Source organism: Methanocella arvoryzae MRE50, from assembly GCF_000063445.1.
GTDB classification, from domain to species: Archaea; Halobacteriota; Methanocellia; order Methanocellales; family Methanocellaceae; genus Methanocella_A; species Methanocella_A arvoryzae.
Map to the genome: position 1 here is coordinate 520,300 of NC_009464.1, position 17,204 is coordinate 537,503.

Genomic DNA, 17,204 nt, shown 5'->3' on the forward strand with positions numbered 1-17,204 from the left:
CACCACTATCCGCGTTTACCCGGACCAGTCTTTCTAAGGCTCTGCAGGTAAGTCTTCCTCACCATAGCACGCTTTCTGCGTTCCGCCTCTTCTCTGGTGATGCTCATCTCCTGCTCAATGCCGGCGGTGATGACGCCGATGGGCAGTGCCATCGCCACTATTTCCAGGAACGACAGTATCACGCCAGCCACTTTGCCCGCAGGAGTGATCGGATAAAGCCCGGCAAACCCCGCCGAGGTCATGGCACTGACACCCCACAATAATGCGCTGAAAATATTGGCGAACTGAGCGGGCTGGGCTTCGTGTTCCAGGTAGAACATGATGGCGGCGGAAACCAGCAGCAGGACGAACTGGATGACCAGCGTGATCAGTAAGAATTCCCGCTGTTTGACAATCACGCGCTCGATCAGGTCCAGGGAATCGGAGTACCGGGCCAGCTTGGCGAGACGGGCCAGCCGGAACAGGCGTAGCGTCCTGATGACGAGGAAGTCGAACGGCAGTACGATCGGCAGGTAGTACGGCAGGATCGCCATGAGGTCTGTGACGGCCAGGATATTGGTCGTCATGTAGCGGATGCGGCCCTTGATCGGCTCCCCGTATATGGGATCCTCGGTGCATACCCACAGGCGGAGCAGGTACTCGATGGTAAAGACAACGACCGAGAAGGCTTCCAGGTACGAGAAAAGCCACTCGTAGGTGATAGAGACCTCTTTGAAGGTCTGGAGCATGAAGGCAATGAGGTTCACTACCAGGAGGATGATAAGAAAAACGTTGAGCACCCTCGTTGCAGTATCCTGAGTATTCTCGATGTTCAGGATCTCGTAGAGCCGGCGTTTTAAGACAGGGAGCATCGGCTTCGACCAGCCAATAGTATTGATAAATAATTATATATCTGTACGCGGGGCTTTAGGTGTATACCTGTGCCATAGACCATTGAAAAATGGGTGCCCGACATGATACTGCCTCGTCCGGCACTCAAATCGATAGTTAGGCTATAATTATGTCCTGTTTTAGCATTCAGACATTTTTTCTATAACTACGGCGCGAATTGAAGTTAAAATAAGCCTTAAATTATAATCACGCGTAGTATTGTATGTGTGAGCTGATCTGTGTGAAGCCGTTAAACCGCAATGTGATGTTCAGTGCCCTCATGACCGTAGCGTTATTATCATGCGTAGCACTGCTGGCCATTTCCGCCTCCGGCAGCAAGCCGTTTGAGCCGATCGTTTACTATCAGTGGCAACCGCAAGATGCAGTAGGCCTGGAAACCTTCAAGTCAGGCACAGACCTGATCGAGGCGTTCAGGAACTCTACGGAGCCGGCCTACTGGGAATATGCAGATGATGTCCGATCTCCGGCGGGTATGCCCATGCTGGGCACTGCACCCGCTGCATCCACAGGATGGAGTAAAGCCGGCGACATGACTGCTGGCAAGGACTATTCCACTACTAACGTGCAGGTGGCCGGAGTGGATGAGGCCGACATCATCAAGACCGACGGCAGTAACATCTATCTTGTCAGCAACGGCCGGCTCATCATCGCAAAAGCTTACCCGCCCGGGGATGCAAAAATCCTGTCTAACACCAGCTTCGGCAACTTTACCCCGAATGAGCTGTTCGTCAGTGGCGACCGTCTGCTGCTCTTCGGCAGTGGCAGGGAAGACTCTTACGAACCGTGGGTCCGTGTCGACGGCAAAAGCATTATGCCGCCCCGCCCGCTCTCCTCGTTTACCTCCGCCCGGCTGATGGATATATCCGATCTGTCTAACCCCCGGGTAGTCAAGACAATCGATATCGAAGGCAACTATATGACCGCCCGGATGATCGGCGACTACGCTTATTTCGTGATCAACACCCGGCCATACATCGCCCGCCCGGAGGTTAAAACACCGGACGAGATAATACCCCTGTACCGCGTGGGATCGGGGGATTTCCAGCCTGTTGCGGAAGCCACTGATATCCGGTATATCCCTCCCAGGTCCATCTCCAGCTTCGTCACTATCTGCTCGCTATCGATGAAGGGGGATGGCGGCGACCTGGTTAAGGAGACGATCGCCGGCTCGGGACAAGAACTCTATGCCTCGCCCGACAACCTCTACATTACAAAGTCGAGCAGCCCGTACTACTACCGGGAAGGCTCTTCGGGCAACGAAACCACTTCCATCGTGAAGTTCCACCTGTCCGGCGGGCAGATCACCTCCGCAGGCAGCGGCAAAGTGCCCGGCCATTTACTCAACCAGTTCTCTATGGACGAGCATGAGGGATACTTCAGGATAGCGACCACAAGAGGCGACCTGTTCGATGACAGGAACCCGTCGACTAACAACATCTACGTTCTCGACAGCGCCATGAACACCGTCGGCTCGCTCGAAGGCCTGGCGCCCGGCGAAAAAATCTACTCTACGAGATTCATGGGCTCCCGGTGCTACATGGTGACCTTCAAGAAAGTAGACCCGCTGTTCGTCATCGACCTCTCCGACCCCCGGAACCCGAAAGTGCTGGGCAAGCTGAAGATACCGGGGTACAGCGACTACCTGCACCCCTACGATGAGACACACATCATCGGCATCGGAAAGGAAGCGATCGACGCCGGCGAGGATAAGACCTCGAGCAGGGGCCTGGATTTCGCATGGTACCAGGGCGTCAAGATGGCGCTGTTCGACGTCAGCGACGTGGAGCACCCGAAAGAGCTCCACAAAGTAGTCATTGGCGACCGCGGCACCGACTCCCCGGTACTGACCGACCACCGGGCCTTCCTGTTCGACAGGAACACCGGCCTGCTGGTGCTGCCTGTAACTGTCGCAGAGATCCAGGGCGAGAGAACCAGCGATAACCAGTATGGTGACTTTGTGTTCCAGGGCGCCTACGTGTACGACCTCAGCTTAGCGAACGGCTTCGTGCTCCGGGGTAAAGTGACCCAGTACGAGTCGGACGAGCCGTTCAAGAAAAGCGGGCTCTACTTCCACGGGGACAGGTCAATCATGAGAAGCCTGTTCATTAAGGACGTGCTTTACACTATGTCCCAGAGCAGGCTGCAGCTGAACGATCTGGATACTCTGGAGAAGCTTAGGGCCATTGCGCTTTAAGCTTCTTTTTACTTTTTTCAAAGCATATATCTCACTACAGCTCGTATAACTGATCATGCAAGACTACGCCGCCGCATCGAACGTTTTGATCACGAAGCTGGAGCTGAAGCGCTCCCCAATTGCTATTACTCTCCTGCCCGAGCGCCCGCCCATGGAGAAACTGACCGAGCCCGTCAGGCTGTGCGAGATGTGGGCTAAGGCGATGGAGGGCGAGACTGTCTACGCCACGGAGAAGGAGGAAACCTGCGGGGGCGGAGCCTATTATATGGGCCTGGCTGAAATGTCGCCTGTACAGCGGAACGGCACTCTGTTATCCAGATTGTATCCTCTTTACGCTACACCCATGGCAGCAGTCCGCACCAATGAGCGCAGCCCCCGGATTCCCTTCGGTACAGCTCTGGCCACCGTCTGCTGCCCGCTGGAGAAAGCCGAAGGCGACATAGACGTCGTGATGATCGTCTGCAATTCTCTGGCGGCCATGAAGCTCGTCGACGCGGCGGTGTTTGAGACGGGCGGGTACGTATCAGGCATGACCGGTCCGGCAACCTGTTCTGTCGCCTTCGCTCACCCCTACCTTTCCGGCGAGGTCAACTACTGCATGGCCGACGTCGGGGCGAGGGAGTACATGAAACTGGCGCCGGACGAGATGATCGTGAGCATTCCGGGCGATCGGCTTGCAGAAGTAGTCAGAAACCTCGAACGTACCACCGGGAGTATACTATATGACCGGCTGTAAGATCACCTGCCTGGTCAACAACACCGCAGCCCCGGGCTACAAGGCAGAGCACGGCATCTCTTTCCACATCGAATCCAGCTGCCTCAGAATGCTGTACGATACGGGCCAGAGCGGCGACGTACTGCTACACAACGCAAAAACTGCCGGCATAGACTTCGGGTGGCTGGGGCTCATCATACTCAGTCACGGACACTATGATCATACCGGCGGGCTGCTGAAGGCGCTGGAAAAATCGGGCACGATCAAGGTCATGGCCCACGAAGCGGCCTTCAACCAGAAGTTCGCCCTCAGAGAAGGGAAGCCCGAAAGCATCGGCATACCCTTCAATGTGAAATCTCTGTGGAACTACTGTGACATTGTCCTTCAGCGGGGGCCTTACACGATCTGCGGAGGCCTCTGGGCTACTGGCGAGATCCCCCGGGTGACGCCTTTCGAGCCGCCCAGCAGCCGGTTCATGGAAGAGCACAAAGGCGCCATGTTCACGGACCAACTCAAGGACGACCAGTCCATCGTTGTCGACACGAACGATGGCCTCATGCTAATCACCGGCTGCTGCCACTCCGGCGTGGTAAACACGATACTACAGGTCAAAGCCCTGTTCGGCCGGTATCCCACCACCATCGTCGGAGGCCTCCACATGGAAAGCGCCGACGATGCCCGCATTACAGCCACAGTCGAAGCGCTGAAAGAAGCCGGCGTCAAAAAGGCCATCCTCGGCCACTGCTCTGGCACTAAGATCATGGATGCTTTACGAACGGCAGGCGTCGAGGTCGTGGCGCTCGAAGCTGGCATGCGCATCCTTTAACGTATTCACCACAAAGACGCACGGTGAAACAGTTCACCACAGAGGCACAGAGACTCACAGAGACTCACAGAGTACTGGTTACCACAGAGACACAGAGACTCACAGAGACTCACAGAGAATTATCTATCAAGTGATTGATATAGTATAATCTATTAAAAGATCTCTGTGCGTCTCCGTGCCCTCTGTGCCTCTGTGGTAAAACCTCTGTGCGTCTCCGTGCCCTCTGTGCCTCTGTGGTAAAAAAGAGGTATTGCCATTTTTTATTCGAGCAGTAGCAGAGCGAAAGTAGGCAACTGCGCAGCATTCAATATATTCCTGTCAGCCACGACGTGGGTGTCGAGCCCTGCGTTTTTGGCCGTAGCGAAGACGTCGATGCCGGCTGATTCGAGAGAAGGCCTGGTGTCTACCGGGAACTTGCAGCCCTTGTTGTCGTACAGCGCGCAGACATCGCATTTGCGGCACCGGTGGGCGCCATAGGCGAAGGCTTTGTAGTACCCGGCGAGGAAGGCGTGGCGTTCCATTTCATAGATCGCTTTGCAGACGTGCAGGCTGAGCTTGTCCATCGTCCTGTTGATGTCTTTGGGCGGATAAGTGTCGAAGTCGAGGTAACCGTCGTACCGGAGGAGGTAGGCGGTTGTGTACTCGTCCAGGACCTTTCTGGTCTCTTCTGGAGAAGGACTGTACGGCGGGCAGGCGAGCCTGGTGCCGTAGTTTTTACACCCGAACTGGCACTTGAGGCGTACCCAGTGGGCGGTGACGATATCTGCCGGCTTGATTTTGACGAACGCCGAGGCGCCGCTGTCGAAGGCCATCCGCCTCAGCTCTTCTTCGATCATTGGTCCTGTCATGAGATCACTAATAGTAATCCGTTGCCATATAGAAATACATTTTTTACCATGCTACATGCTACTCACTGTCAGGGATTAGCTCGATTTTACGGGAGCAGAGACTATATGTATATCAAGACTAATCTAGACTACTGGTTGTATTATGGCAGACTTGAAAAACGTCGCCAGAGATAAGTTTAAGCAACGGGTAGTACAGACGGTTACGGGCATAATTGCGATCATCGGAGTGACGCTATGGTTTTTAGGCCAGTGGTGGGGTCCGTACCTCGCCGCGGCATCGATCATCTTATTTACAGTAGCGACGCTGCGCTGTATGGACGATGAAGCGGTCCTTAAAAGAGAGCACTTTGCGCAGCTCGCAAAAAAGTAATCCGGATTTATTCATTTCCTGGACTTGTCCCTGGGCAGGCAGATGAACTCCCGCACCTGCAGGTCGAAGAAGCTGTTTGAGTGTGCAGGCTTGATGACACATGCAGTGTCGACGCCAGGCCAGTTGCCGCCGAGGGCGATGATCTCAGTCTCTTCATCTACAGGCACGTAGCCGCCATCTGCCGCCATAAGGCTGATTTCCACACATACCTTTGTCCCGACGCTGATCAGGGTGCGCAAGGCTTCAGCAATCGTTTCCACCCGGGAAGCGCCGCCGAGCCTTCTCGAGATCGAGCGCTCGACTCCGGATAGCGCGTGGGACATTTCCACGACGGTTATGCCCATTTCTCTCAGCTCACTGAGGTACCGGTCTTCCAGGTCTCGCTCTCCCGGGCCGGAGAAGCCCACATGGTGACCTACGACGATCACTTTTACGCCCGTGCCGGCAAACGCCTTTGCCGCTTTCACGCCGGTTTCGCCGCTGACGCTGGCCACGACGACATACTTAATCCCCAGTTCCTTCGCCCTTTCCACTGCCAGCCGGATCGTGTCATCCGTGTTCTGCCCGCCCGGCTTCTCGAAGTAAACGATGTCCCGCTTGATCATGATTAGAAGATTGTCCGGGGGTGAAATAAAGGTTACTTATTAGTTCACACAATATAAAACGATTGCTACGCTGTACTATCCACTATTACAGGGATACTCGAAAACAGCTGTCTCTATGTTGGTGAACGTACACGAACGCTGCGCTGTACCGGCTATCACATTACTATGATACTCTCAAACGGTTATCTCTGTGGAGGTGAACGTACACGAACGCTGCGCTGTACCGGCTATCACATTACTATGATACTCTCAAACTGTTATCTCTGTGGAGGTGAACGTACACGAACGCTGCGCTGTACCGGCTATCACATTACTATGATACTCTCAAACGGTTATCTCTGTGGAGGTGAACGTACACGAACGCTGCGCTGTACCGGCTATCACATTACTATGATACTCTCAAACTGTTATCTCTGTGGAGGTGAACGTACACGAACGCTGCGCTGTACCGGCTATCACATTACTATGATACTCTCAAACTGTTATCTCTGTGGAGGTGAACGTACACGAACGCTGCGCTGTGCTAAACCACACAGATGCCACAGATTCCAATTGATTCCACAGATTTCTCTGCTGAATCCACAGAATACTACACGATAGCACAGAAGGAACATGCAATGCTATTCGATCACTGATAGCAATCATAAGAGTACTATAGTAATAGATCAGATTATTTTTTAGTTATCTGTGGAATCAACCGTAATCTGTGCAATCGATCGTAATCTGTGGATTCTGTTTCAATCTGTGGCATCTGTGAGGGTCTGGCACAGCGCAGCGTTCGTCTTGCTGTCTCGAGAGAGCCTGTACAACAATAAAACGCACAGCCCAGCATTCATATTGTCGTGTAGTTTCTGGATAAGCACGAGAACTATATGTAACTGGATGCTATAGATCGTCCCGTCTTATGCGCATCATCGGCTACTCATCGATAGATAAGGCACTCGTCGTCGCCCCGGGGCCGAAGGTACTCGATATTTCTTCCGGGATAGCCATGACGCTGACCGGTCGGGGCTGTGCGGGACGGTGGGATGGAGATAAGTATATCCCTTGCGACAGCTCTGTGGCGCCTTACTGTCAGCGATGTGTTGGGGCTGCCGACGCGTGCGTGATTTGCCGGGGGGAGTGTCGCAAGCCTGAAAAGACCTGCAATGAGGAGCACTCTGTCTATCTGGCGGTATTTGCACCTTCGACTATCAAGGTCGGGGTGTCGAGGACTTACCGTCTGGAGACTCGCCTGAACGAGCAGGGAGCGGACGAGGGGTATGAGATTGCCCGGTTCCCCGACGGCGAGGCAGCGAGAAGGCTGGAGAGGGAGCTGAGTGCAAAATACCCTGACAGGCTGGGGTTCACTGATAAAATCAAGGCAGGATGTATTGACAGGGCTGCCATCGATGCTACTATCACCGATTTTACGCCGATCCGGCGCTTCAGCTTCAAGTACTTTCCCCGGGAGTTATGGATGGCACCGATCTTGATCAAGCCCGACGTCGGTATGACTGTTTCCGGAACGGTGTTCGGCGTCAAAGGGCAGGCGCTGGTGCTGGAAAAGTACGATACGCTGTACGCTATGAGCCTCGACAGCCTGATCGGGTACGACTGGGAAGAGGTCCAGTGCAACAGTGGTCAAAAAAGAAAAGGAAGCCTGCAGGTTTCCCTGTCAGGCTTTTAGCCTTGTCTGTCTGTCTGTAGTTTAGCGCTGTTGTTCCGGCACCCGGGCGTCCTGGGCGGGCTGCGGTTCCGCAGGTATTTCTACGATGCGGTATTCTCTCTCGATCTTGTTGCCGCGCCGTTCCAGGAAGCCCTCGTTGTGCAAACGGGAGAGGTACGTGGATACTGTGCTGATCTTGATCTCTTCGTTATAGGTTCGCCAATACCGGTCTTTAACGTCGATTGTGTTGAACCATGCGCCGCGGTATTCGAATTTTAAAAATAATTTCAGCCGTTCCTTGATGGTCATCCGGTCGCTTGACAGGTCTCTGATGTCTTTCGCCATGACGGATGTGGCTTGGGCCTGAGGCGCCTGAGACGAGGTACTTGCGCCGCCAAATGTCTGGCGGATCGAGTTGATCGCCCTTTCAAGCTCATCGGCTTTCAGGTCTTCTCCGAGGATGGTGAAAGCTGTTATTTTACCACTCTGGTTATCCAGGCTGATCTTAATATCAACCATGTTACAGCCCTCCCTTAGTCCTCACTGATTATCTGATGACATTAAGAGGCGATCCCCCTACAGGACCGCCTCTAAATCACTTTTCCAATCCATCCCTACTATTTGCCGTTTTGCGTTTTTTCCAATCCATCCCTTATGACCCACAGCCAAAGACTGCGAGTTTGCCGTTTTGCGTTTTGGTTGTATGATTGTAAACGCACCTCAATACCCGGGTGTTTGCCGTTTATGCACAATTACTGCCCAATCCATCCCCATGTCTCAGGCGTAATCGTTGATTACCTACCTACCATACCATATCAGACGCAGTTAACTGTCATTGTGCTACACAGCTTGCTGCGTACTACATATCCATAGTAGTATCTCCAATTATATAAGCTTTTCGAGGAAAACCGGTTATTTTATTAGTGCTTAAGACTTAAGCACAAAATAACACAAGTTTTACCTTATAATCCGTAGGATTTTCGAGTATTTATAGGTTCACCTGTTCACAGGTTATAGCGCTACGCCGGGCGATCGGTAGCTCAGTGAAACCAGAATCTGTGGTTACCTGTATAATACTGCAAGACAGAAAATCAGGGCTTAAATTTGTGGCAATATTTAAAAATACGACATAACTACAAACATTAGTGGAAGCACATTCACAGTGTGTTCACAATTTTTGAGGTGTTGTGAACAAGTGTAAAAACAGTTTATTCGCCCGTTCTCGGGATGCCATGGATATAAATCGCTCAGGTCAAAATCTTTGACAGGTCGACGTTACGGGCGACTTCATCCTTGATCGTCTTGATCTTCTTCTCGTCCGTCGGGTCGATGCGGGCGATCATGCGGTCGACGATCTCCGAAGCTGACAGCGTGTCTTCTTTTACGGAAATCATGGGCACGCCGAGGAACCTCGCCCGGTTTATGACTTCCTGGGCGGGCAGGAGACCACCAGTCAGGATGATGCAGGACGTGGACGTATTCAGGGCGGAGAGCAATATGTCGCTGCGGTCGCCGCCCGTAATCACGGCTTTATTGCGGGCGCGCTCGAAGTACCGGAGCGCCGATTCCCGGGACATGGCGCCGATTAGTGTCTTCTCTACGATGTTGCTCAGGTTTTCGCTGCCGGTCAGGACTATGCCGTTGAGCTCTTCGACGATCTCGAAGACGTGCAGCGTCCGCAAGGACGGCGTATACGGGATCATACCCACCACAGGTATGCCTTTGCTGATAAGGAAATTTTCGAGGCCCACATCGTTGCACAGGTTCAGGATAACGCCTTTCAGGGGTATCTTCCTGTAGTCGAGGTAGTCTTTGATCATGGCCACCCGGTCCAGCGACTCAGGAGTAGCGTCAGAGAGCAGGATCAGGTCCGACTTGAACCGTTCTACGATATCGTAACAGGACAACCCGTAGAGGAAGCCCATAGTTACATTCTCCATACCTTCGATGATCATCAGCTCTTTATCCCTGGCGACTTTCTGGTAAGCCTCGACAATATGATCCATGGTAAGCGAGGGCATTTTCTCCCGGGGGAACGGGCACAGATCGCCCGGGTTTGCCTCGAAGTCGACCAGAGCCTGCATCAGGTAAGCGTCTTCCTCCACCCTCTGGCCGTTGACAGTGATCATCTTTTCCTGGAACGGCTTGAAAAAGCCGGTGTACACCCGGGAATTCAAAGCGATGCCCAGCGTGATCACCGTCTTGCCACTTTTCGGGTTGATGGAACTGATAAAAACGGACTTCATCCTTTTGCCTGCCAGGCTATATATGGCCGCGATTGTATTAACCCTTTCCGTTTTTAAACAGGATAAGCAGAGTAGAAGGAGGCTGGATGACGCGTTGCCCGGGAGGGGCTACCAGATCGTACCGCAACACGGCCAGTACGATAGTATCTGACTCCGGATAAGGACTCATAACATATTTACCGACGGCATTTTGCCCCTAATCAGGTTATAACTCACATTTACCTTTTATTTTTGAAAACAGAGCTATATATGAGCGTTTTTCGCATTTTAAGCTCAAAATATTTTTAACAAGGCTTTTCGAACATCGTATCGAACCAACGTAACAGGAGGCATAGTTGACAGCATGATGAAAAAATTGTTTGTTCTGGCGTTAGTAACGCTGGCAGCGCTCGTATTCGCTGGTCCCGCGATGGCCCAGTATGGCATGGGTGCAGGTTTAGCGGCAGCGGGCGGCGCAGGTCCGGCAGGTGGCGTTTCTTATGGAGCACCCCAGGATTGTGTCGCGACTGTATCATGTAACATTCCCGCTACGCAGATGGTCCCCTATATGACTACTACCTGCGATATGCAGACGGTGAACTACCCGGTGACCGTACCAAAGCAGACTACCGTTACCGTGCCAAGGACAGTAGTTGTGCCGGAGCAGGTGCCGGTGACCACCTACGAGACTGCCTGTGCACAGGCTCAGGTACCTGTGCAGGTGCCCGCAGTCGCATACCAGCCCGTGACTACGATGATCCCGCAGACCAAGACGTTCTGCCTCGGTAACGCACCCGCTGGCGCCGGCATAGGCGCGGCCTGCCCGTCCGGCCCTGCCGCCGCTGGCGGTAGCGGCGTAGGCCTCGGCGCAGCAGCTGCAGGTCAGAGCCCCGGCATGATGGGAGCGGGAGCGGGAGCGGCAGGAGCTCCTGCCACTGCCCCTGTCAGATAGACTGGTCCGGTGATAAGATAACGACGAACGGCTCAACAGTTGTGGCTAAAGATTAACAAATGCGACGGCTACGGCCCGCCCGGATAATAAGGCTACCCTTCCGAAACTGTATCTGCGGGCGGGCCGTACAAGCCACACCGCTTTTTTATTTTCTCCTCTTTTCCTCCCCCTCTCAGGCGGAAGGTATAAAAGCTAATAGTAGTTAGACTGTGTGATCGTAATGTATATCCCGATCGCATTTTACAAAAACAGCCTTGTCCTGATAGACAGTATGGATACTTTTGCGCTGTACTTCTGCTCCAGCGTCAAACAGAAGATGAGGCCGGCTCCGGGCGATAGCCCTGCAGGCTACGACGGCGAAGGCATACCCTCTGAGCATGACGCTGACGATGAGATCGTCGGCGGAGAGGGCTTCACATCAGACGACTCTTTCGCAGACTCGTTTGATGATGACGACGACCTGTAAAAGGTCGTACGACCTTTTACAGGTCGTCGACCTGTTAAGGCCCTACTTTTGCCCGACTTCGCACCTGCTCAAGAGTGCTGCCGCAGCATCCCCGGGAGTCTTTATCGGAAACAGGCTGTCGTCGATCTGCGGGATCAGGTCGTGGATGGAAGTTTCCTTGCCCTTGTACCTGCACTTGATCGGCGTACCATACGGATAGATTTCCATAAGCTCCTTTTTACTCTCTATAGGGAACTTCACGCCGCATGAGATAAGCTGCTCAACAATGTTGGCTTTTATGGCGTCCATCTCGCTGATCGATTCCGGAGTGCCGGACGGCGCGCCAAGTATTGAAGGGTCCTCTGCCATTTCATTCACCAATATCTACTTATTAATCTGCATATAATTATAATATTTACCGTGATAATAGCTCGGCAAATTAAAAAAGAGTACAAACTATATTGGTGTTTACTCCATACAGCGAGGATTTGCTTTCATGTATTCACGCAGCACGGTCGTCGCATAGCTGCCGCTGGTGAGGAAGAACCGGGCCCTGACGGAGCCGCCTTCGACATCGAGCGACGGGCTGACCGGCAGCACCATTGCTCTCCAGATACCATGCGAGCTCAGCTCTGGCATCAGGGGAATCTCAAAGTTGTCCGGGGTTACCTTCGCATCATCCAGCACCTTTCTGGAAACTTCGTCCAGCAGGTCGATGCGGGTGCTTTTTCCCACGAGCGGCAGGACCAGCGTGACCCTCTTCCGCTTGTATAGATAATTGATGTCCGGCCTGTTCTTTTTCGTTACCTGCTCCACCCTGGAGACGTCCGGCTTACCGTCGGGACCGTTAAAGCAGACAGTATCACCTTCCTGCGGCGTAGTTATAGACATCCCCAGCAGCAGCCGCTGACTGAGCATCCTGTTGAACAGATAAGACTGATACGCGCTCACAAACATCTTCATCAGAGTGCCGGGCAGCGATCTGAAAGCCCCTGCATAATCTCCCGGCCTCTCGATCAGCCTGTGCATCATCGTGCGCTCGTACCTCAGGTTCAGTGCATACATGTCCAGGCCTTTCTTGAAGTCCCTCGTCCTGAAAACATAATCACGGGCTTCTATGTTCTCGGGGTTTTCATCCGGAAACGAGCGGGCGATATAGTCCATAGCTGCCCCCTCCAGATCCCCCCGGATCAGCTTCTCTCCGACGAGGTGGGTGATAGGGCGCCGGATACCAAAGCGCTGGTACCCGAAGAAGTTGGGGACTCCGCCGGTAGCGCTGATTTCACCAGTGATCGAGTCGAGCCTGGCCCGGATTTCGGGCTCCGCCATGGCGACGCCAGAGATGCGGATGTCGAAGTTGTTACCCTCAAGATCGCCCAGCACCAGTGGCCTGCTCGACCTGCCGACAGGGGTAAGCCGAATCCGGGGCAGCGTGATCTTTTTCAGGTCGTCCTCGGTCACACCGTAGATGCTGATAAGCTGCGTGGTGATCGCCCGCTTGTCTTTGGTGCCAGCCAGGCCGATCCTGTCGTCGCTGATGCCCAGCTGCCGGGACAGGTCGCGGATCAGGTGGTGAGTCTCCCAGTTCTCCTTGGTCAGCCGCGCTACCAGGTAGCCGCCGGTTTCCCCGGTTTTAAAAGCCGGCACTTCCTCCACGGCAAAATCGGAAGGGCTGTCCCGCAGCCTGCCTCCGATACCGTCGGTGCCGGTGAGGTAAGCTTCGATCCCCATCAGGCGCTCGATCTCGTACGGGCTGAGTTTCATGGCATCACGCGTGGTACTGGTCGAACTTGTCAGCAGGGGGCACTGCTCCCTCTGCCGGGCGCTGGAAATTGATGACCGGCATGGGCACTGCGGGAGGCAGGCTCAGGTTCTGGGACAGCAGTAGCGCCAGGGGAATAATCCTGGCCATCATATTGTTGGCGATCTCATTCTGGACTTGTACGTCGGCATGGCCCTCATCCCAGTTCTTTTTCTCCTGTGCGGGGTTACCTCCGATTTTGTCGCAGAAGCCTTCAAAGCGGATGTAGCCGATGGATGGATTCAGGTAGTTGATCGCCACCGTGTACTCCACCCGGAGCACTTCGCCTGCCTGAGCTTTGTTTACTGTCGGATTCCTGAGGTTTATGTCGTAGTTGACGTTGATGTTCCTGAACTTCGAGAGCTCTTCCAGCGGCACGTGCCGCGCCGACTCGATCTTGCTGATACTGAATCCTACGATCATGTCTATCCCTACATTAGCTTGAGATGCCCGACGATTTTGTCCAGCCTGTCCGAATCTGCAGGCCCCATGCCTAGCGCAGTAATGGTGCCGGGTGGCACGCAGGTGAGCCCCGCATCCTGAATGAGAGCCGTGGGGATGTCCGCCCGTCTGGCCTCTTCCTTGAACCTGAACAGCTCTTCCACCGAGTTCACCTTCAGGACAATCTTCTTCTGCCCTTCCCGCTTCCAGGCTTCCAGCACCGAAGGCTTCGCCCATTCTGCGGCGGAGATCGCTGCGTGGGCTACCTGTACGGCCATCTTGCCTTTGGGCAGCTTGAGGTCTTCTCTGACCAGTATGCACTGCTTATATTCCGTCATTCTCGTTACCGGCTATGGTCGCTCTGGAAACTTTTTGTACGGCCGGGCAGGCCGCTCCATGGCTATGCCGGGGCTGCTGCCTGAGCATACAATATGTTTCAAGAAGGACTACATATGCTCTTGTGGCTTTTCTAATATATATTGACTGCCACGCCGGCTGACACCCCGGCCAGATATAATATATAATGTACCGCATATGCAAATTTATATTTAATATAACTGCTTTAAAGTAATAGAATGTCAAGTAAGCACTTGCTACTCATACCGATAAATTAATTACACGCCGGCTTACTTACCGCATACAACAAATGATGGGATAACGATGGACTATGACGTCATAGTCGTGGGCGCGGGGCCTGCGGGCTCCATGGCCGCAAAATACGCTGCGCTGAACGGCGCGAAAACACTGCTGCTCGAAGAACACGGGCAGGTAGGCTCCCCCGTAGCATGCACTGGCCTGATCAGCAGAAACGCGCTGGACGAGTGCGAACTTGGAGAAGGCAGCTTTATCAACAAGCGGATCCGCGGCGCCTTCGTACACTCTCCCAACAATCACAACATCCTGCTTGACGGTAAGCGGACTATGGCTTACGTAGTCGAGCGTAAGATCATGGACAGGGAGATGGCCCGGCGTGCCGTAAATGCCGGGGCGGAAATCCTGATAAGCACGAAAGCTGAAGGGATCACTCCGGTTCCGGGGGGCATATCGGTTAAAGTCACAGGGCCCGACGGCACGGAAGATATCACAGCAAGCGTCGTAATCGGTGCGGATGGTGTCAAGAGCAAGGTCGCCCGGGCCGCAGGCCTGGGCAACCTGCCCCACGTCTGCTCGGCGATCCAGGTGGAGGCGACTTACGAGCCCCGGAACCCCGATTTTGTAGAGATGTTCTCAGGGAGCCGATATGCTCCTAAGCACTTTGCATGGGCCGTGCCCACGTCGGGCGATTGCTGCCGGGTGGGCCTGATCTCGGACGAGCACGCGCACGAGTATCTCCAGCGGCTGCTGACCGAGCACGAGATCGTCTCGAAGAAGGCGAGGTCGGCGGTCGACCTGATCATGGGCGGCGTGCCCGTGGGCACGCTGAAGCGCACGGTCACCGATAACATCATGATCGTAGGCGACGCCGCTGGACAGGTAAAGCCCATCTCTTATGGCGGCATATATACCGGCGCCAGGTGTGCCCGCATCGCCGGAGAAGTCGCTGCGAAGGCGGCGCTTGCCGGGGATGCCAGCTCGGCACGGCTCATGGAGTACGAGCGGCGGTGGCGGGCGGACATCGGAAGGGAACTGATGATGATGATGCGGTTCCGTCAGATGTATGGCCGCATGACCGATCAGGATCTCGACGAGGCACTGGCCCTGCTTGACGACCCGGAGATCTCCGAGGTCATGACGAAGTACGGTGACATAGACCGGCCTTCGAAGCTCGCTTTTGAGCTGCTGAAGCTGTCTAAAAATAGGGGTATGTGGCGGCTGATGGGCCTGCTGGTAAAACTATTGTTTTGAGTTTGGTAAACTCAGCCGTGACCGGAACCGGCGCTCTCGCGCCGTGCTCCTGCCGCTATTTACTCTCAGCGTGCGCCAGCACGCCAGCGTCAGCACGCCGGCAAAACATTATTATCGGATGTCCCCCATGTAACCACCGATGGCTGTTATCCGCGAAGGCAAAGTAGCGATCGAGATGGGCGAAGGCGTCTTCTACAATCCCCGGATGGAGATGAACCGGGACCTAAACGTAGCCTGCCTGACCTGTCTTCCGGACGTAACTACCTACGTCGACGCGATGGCCGCCTCGGGCATCAGGGGCATCAGGGTCAAGAAAGAGGTACCCCGGGAAATCGACGTCACGATCAACGACTGGGATGCCGGCGCATACGAACTGCTCAAGAGGAATGCAGAGGCCAACGGAGTCACAGTGAACGCGACTAACAGAGGCGCAAACACACTGCTTTCTTCCACGCAGTACGACTTTGTCGACATCGATCCGTTCGGCACGCCCTCTCCGTATATCGACTCAGTCTGCCGATCGGCTAAGCGGTTCATGGGAGTCACCGCAACCGATACTGCACCGCTCTGCGGAGCCCACCTGCGGTCGGGCATGCGAAAATATGGCGCCTTCCCGGTCAAGACCGAGTACTACCCGGAGATCGGGCTGCGGGTGCTCATGGGTAAAGTCGTGCGGGAGCAGGCCAAGTACGACAGGGCGGTGCGACCGCTACTATGCCATTCTACAGAGCACTACGTCCGGCTGTACCTGGCCGTAGACCACGGGGTCGTCCCCGCGGATCGGATGCTGGATCAGATTGGCTTCATCCTCGACTGCGGCAAGTGCCATTACCGGGAGACCATCCCCGGGCTGGCTGTGCAGGTGCCCGACCGGTGCCCGAACTGCGGCGGCAAGGCGAGGCTGGCCGGGCCGCTCTGGCTCGGGCCGATCAAGGACAACAGTTTCGTCAGCCAGGTGCTGAACGTCATCAACACAGGGGAGTTCGGCAGAAAGGTCCGGGCGGCACGGCTGCTGGAGCTGATCCTCGGCGAGATCGACGTGCCGACGTTCTACGATCACCACCGCGTGTGCCAGGACTTGCGGGCGACCCCGACAACCATCGACGTGCTCATCGAGGCGCTGCGGGGCGCAGGCTTCCAGGCATCCCGCACTCATTTCTCGGGCATCGGTTTCAAGACCGACGCGCCGGTCAACATCGTGAAAAGTATCGTTCTGGAGCTTTCTCCCCGATCGTAGAAATATTGTTCCATAAATACTCCGATCTGCGACAATTTTCTCTGAGATTATTGAAAACTTTGCATAAACAGAGCCTCATTAAAAATTACCGATGTATAATTACGTTTAAGCAATACGGGGCTTTGAGGACGAAAATTTATATAATGTTATGCGCTGATTAT

General features: G+C 54.4%; 18 protein-coding genes. 9 read left to right on the forward strand and 9 right to left on the reverse strand.

The genetic code is table 11. The features are described from left to right. Nucleotides 1-5: 5 nt before the first annotated feature. The gene (locus tag RCI_RS02590; RefSeq protein WP_012034820.1) at nt 6-851 is read right to left on the reverse strand and encodes an ion transporter; all 846 of its coding nucleotides are present in this window, start codon (nt 849-851) and stop codon (nt 6-8) included. A gap of 242 nt (nt 852-1,093) precedes the next feature. Here RCI_RS02590 and RCI_RS02595 point away from each other — a divergent pair, with 242 nt between their 5' ends. The 3 genes from RCI_RS02595 to RCI_RS02605 are packed head-to-tail and all read left to right on the forward strand — an operon-like array spanning nt 1,094 to nt 4,626. Further along, the gene (locus tag RCI_RS02595; protein ID WP_052309889.1) at nt 1,094-3,085 is read left to right on the forward strand and encodes a beta-propeller domain-containing protein; all 1,992 of its coding nucleotides are present in this window, start codon (nt 1,094-1,096) and stop codon (nt 3,083-3,085) included. A 55-nt stretch (nt 3,086-3,140) separates the two neighbouring features. Then, complete coding sequence (locus RCI_RS02600) at nt 3,141-3,821, forward strand: DUF169 domain-containing protein (protein WP_012034822.1); 681 nt, start codon at nt 3,141-3,143, stop codon at nt 3,819-3,821. Next, nucleotides 3,808-4,626 (forward strand): MBL fold metallo-hydrolase, encoded by an 819-nt coding sequence (locus RCI_RS02605; RefSeq protein WP_012034823.1) that lies wholly within the window; start codon nt 3,808-3,810, stop codon nt 4,624-4,626. Before RCI_RS02600 ends, RCI_RS02605 begins: the two co-directional genes overlap by 14 nt. Before the next feature lie 260 nt (nt 4,627-4,886). Here RCI_RS02605 and RCI_RS02610 read toward each other — a convergent pair whose 3' ends face one another. Then, nucleotides 4,887-5,474 (reverse strand): DUF2284 domain-containing protein, encoded by a 588-nt coding sequence (locus tag RCI_RS02610; RefSeq protein ID WP_148266498.1) that lies wholly within the window; start codon nt 5,472-5,474, stop codon nt 4,887-4,889. 142 nt (nt 5,475-5,616) lie between these two features. Here RCI_RS02610 and RCI_RS02615 point away from each other — a divergent pair, with 142 nt between their 5' ends. Next, nucleotides 5,617-5,844, forward strand: coding sequence for a hypothetical protein (locus tag RCI_RS02615; protein ID WP_012034825.1), 228 nt, complete (start codon nt 5,617-5,619; stop codon nt 5,842-5,844). Between the two features lie 11 nt (nt 5,845-5,855). Here RCI_RS02615 and RCI_RS02620 read toward each other — a convergent pair whose 3' ends face one another. Continuing rightward, the gene (locus tag RCI_RS02620) at nt 5,856-6,449 is read right to left on the reverse strand and encodes a pyruvate kinase alpha/beta domain-containing protein (protein WP_012034826.1); all 594 of its coding nucleotides are present in this window, start codon (nt 6,447-6,449) and stop codon (nt 5,856-5,858) included. A gap of 904 nt (nt 6,450-7,353) precedes the next feature. Here RCI_RS02620 and RCI_RS02625 point away from each other — a divergent pair. After that, nucleotides 7,354-8,118 (forward strand): DUF2797 domain-containing protein, encoded by a 765-nt coding sequence (locus RCI_RS02625; protein ID WP_012034827.1) that lies wholly within the window; start codon nt 7,354-7,356, stop codon nt 8,116-8,118. Between the two features lie 21 nt (nt 8,119-8,139). Here the strand turns inward: RCI_RS02625 and RCI_RS02630 are convergent, their stop codons facing one another. Next, complete coding sequence (locus tag RCI_RS02630) at nt 8,140-8,616, reverse strand: hypothetical protein (protein ID WP_012034828.1); 477 nt, start codon at nt 8,614-8,616, stop codon at nt 8,140-8,142. A 728-nt stretch (nt 8,617-9,344) separates the two neighbouring features. Further along, nucleotides 9,345-10,343: a phosphotransacetylase family protein gene (locus RCI_RS02635; protein ID WP_012034829.1), complete on the reverse strand. Its 999-nt coding sequence runs from the start codon at nt 10,341-10,343 to the stop codon at nt 9,345-9,347. A gap of 343 nt (nt 10,344-10,686) precedes the next feature. Here RCI_RS02635 and RCI_RS16880 point away from each other — a divergent pair, with 343 nt between their 5' ends. Both RCI_RS16880 and RCI_RS02645 read left to right on the forward strand, forming a co-directional pair. Continuing rightward, nucleotides 10,687-11,274, forward strand: a complete 588-nt coding sequence (locus RCI_RS16880; RefSeq protein WP_012034830.1) for a hypothetical protein — start codon at nt 10,687-10,689, stop codon at nt 11,272-11,274. Nucleotides 11,275-11,494: 220 nt separating this feature from the next. Beyond that, nucleotides 11,495-11,740, forward strand: coding sequence for a hypothetical protein (locus RCI_RS02645; protein ID WP_048197903.1), 246 nt, complete (start codon nt 11,495-11,497; stop codon nt 11,738-11,740). Between the two features lie 42 nt (nt 11,741-11,782). Here RCI_RS02645 and RCI_RS02650 read toward each other — a convergent pair whose 3' ends face one another. From RCI_RS02650 to pth2, 4 genes are all read right to left on the reverse strand, one after another. Continuing rightward, nucleotides 11,783-12,088 carry an MTH865 family protein gene (locus tag RCI_RS02650; protein ID WP_048197905.1) on the reverse strand — a complete coding sequence of 102 codons (306 nt, stop codon included), beginning with the start codon at nt 12,086-12,088 and terminating at the stop codon, nt 11,783-11,785. 99 nt (nt 12,089-12,187) lie between these two features. Then, a complete protein-coding gene (truD, locus tag RCI_RS02655; RefSeq protein WP_012034833.1) occupies nt 12,188-13,483 on the reverse strand; it encodes a tRNA pseudouridine(13) synthase TruD in 1,296 nt (431 codons plus the stop codon). 4 nt (nt 13,484-13,487) lie between these two features. Next, nucleotides 13,488-13,943 (reverse strand): hypothetical protein, encoded by a 456-nt coding sequence (locus RCI_RS02660; RefSeq protein ID WP_012034834.1) that lies wholly within the window; start codon nt 13,941-13,943, stop codon nt 13,488-13,490. 8 nt (nt 13,944-13,951) lie between these two features. Then, nucleotides 13,952-14,299, reverse strand: a complete 348-nt coding sequence (gene pth2 / locus RCI_RS02665; protein ID WP_012034835.1) for a peptidyl-tRNA hydrolase Pth2 — start codon at nt 14,297-14,299, stop codon at nt 13,952-13,954. Between the two features lie 322 nt (nt 14,300-14,621). On the opposite strand from pth2, the gene RCI_RS02670 reads away from it, so the two are divergent. Both RCI_RS02670 and RCI_RS02675 read left to right on the forward strand, forming a co-directional pair. Beyond that, nucleotides 14,622-15,806 (forward strand): geranylgeranyl reductase family protein, encoded by a 1,185-nt coding sequence (locus RCI_RS02670; RefSeq protein WP_012034837.1) that lies wholly within the window; start codon nt 14,622-14,624, stop codon nt 15,804-15,806. 139 nt (nt 15,807-15,945) lie between these two features. Then, nucleotides 15,946-17,043, forward strand: a complete 1,098-nt coding sequence (locus RCI_RS02675) for a tRNA (guanine(10)-N(2))-dimethyltransferase (RefSeq protein ID WP_012034838.1) — start codon at nt 15,946-15,948, stop codon at nt 17,041-17,043. Nucleotides 17,044-17,204 lie beyond the last annotated feature (161 nt).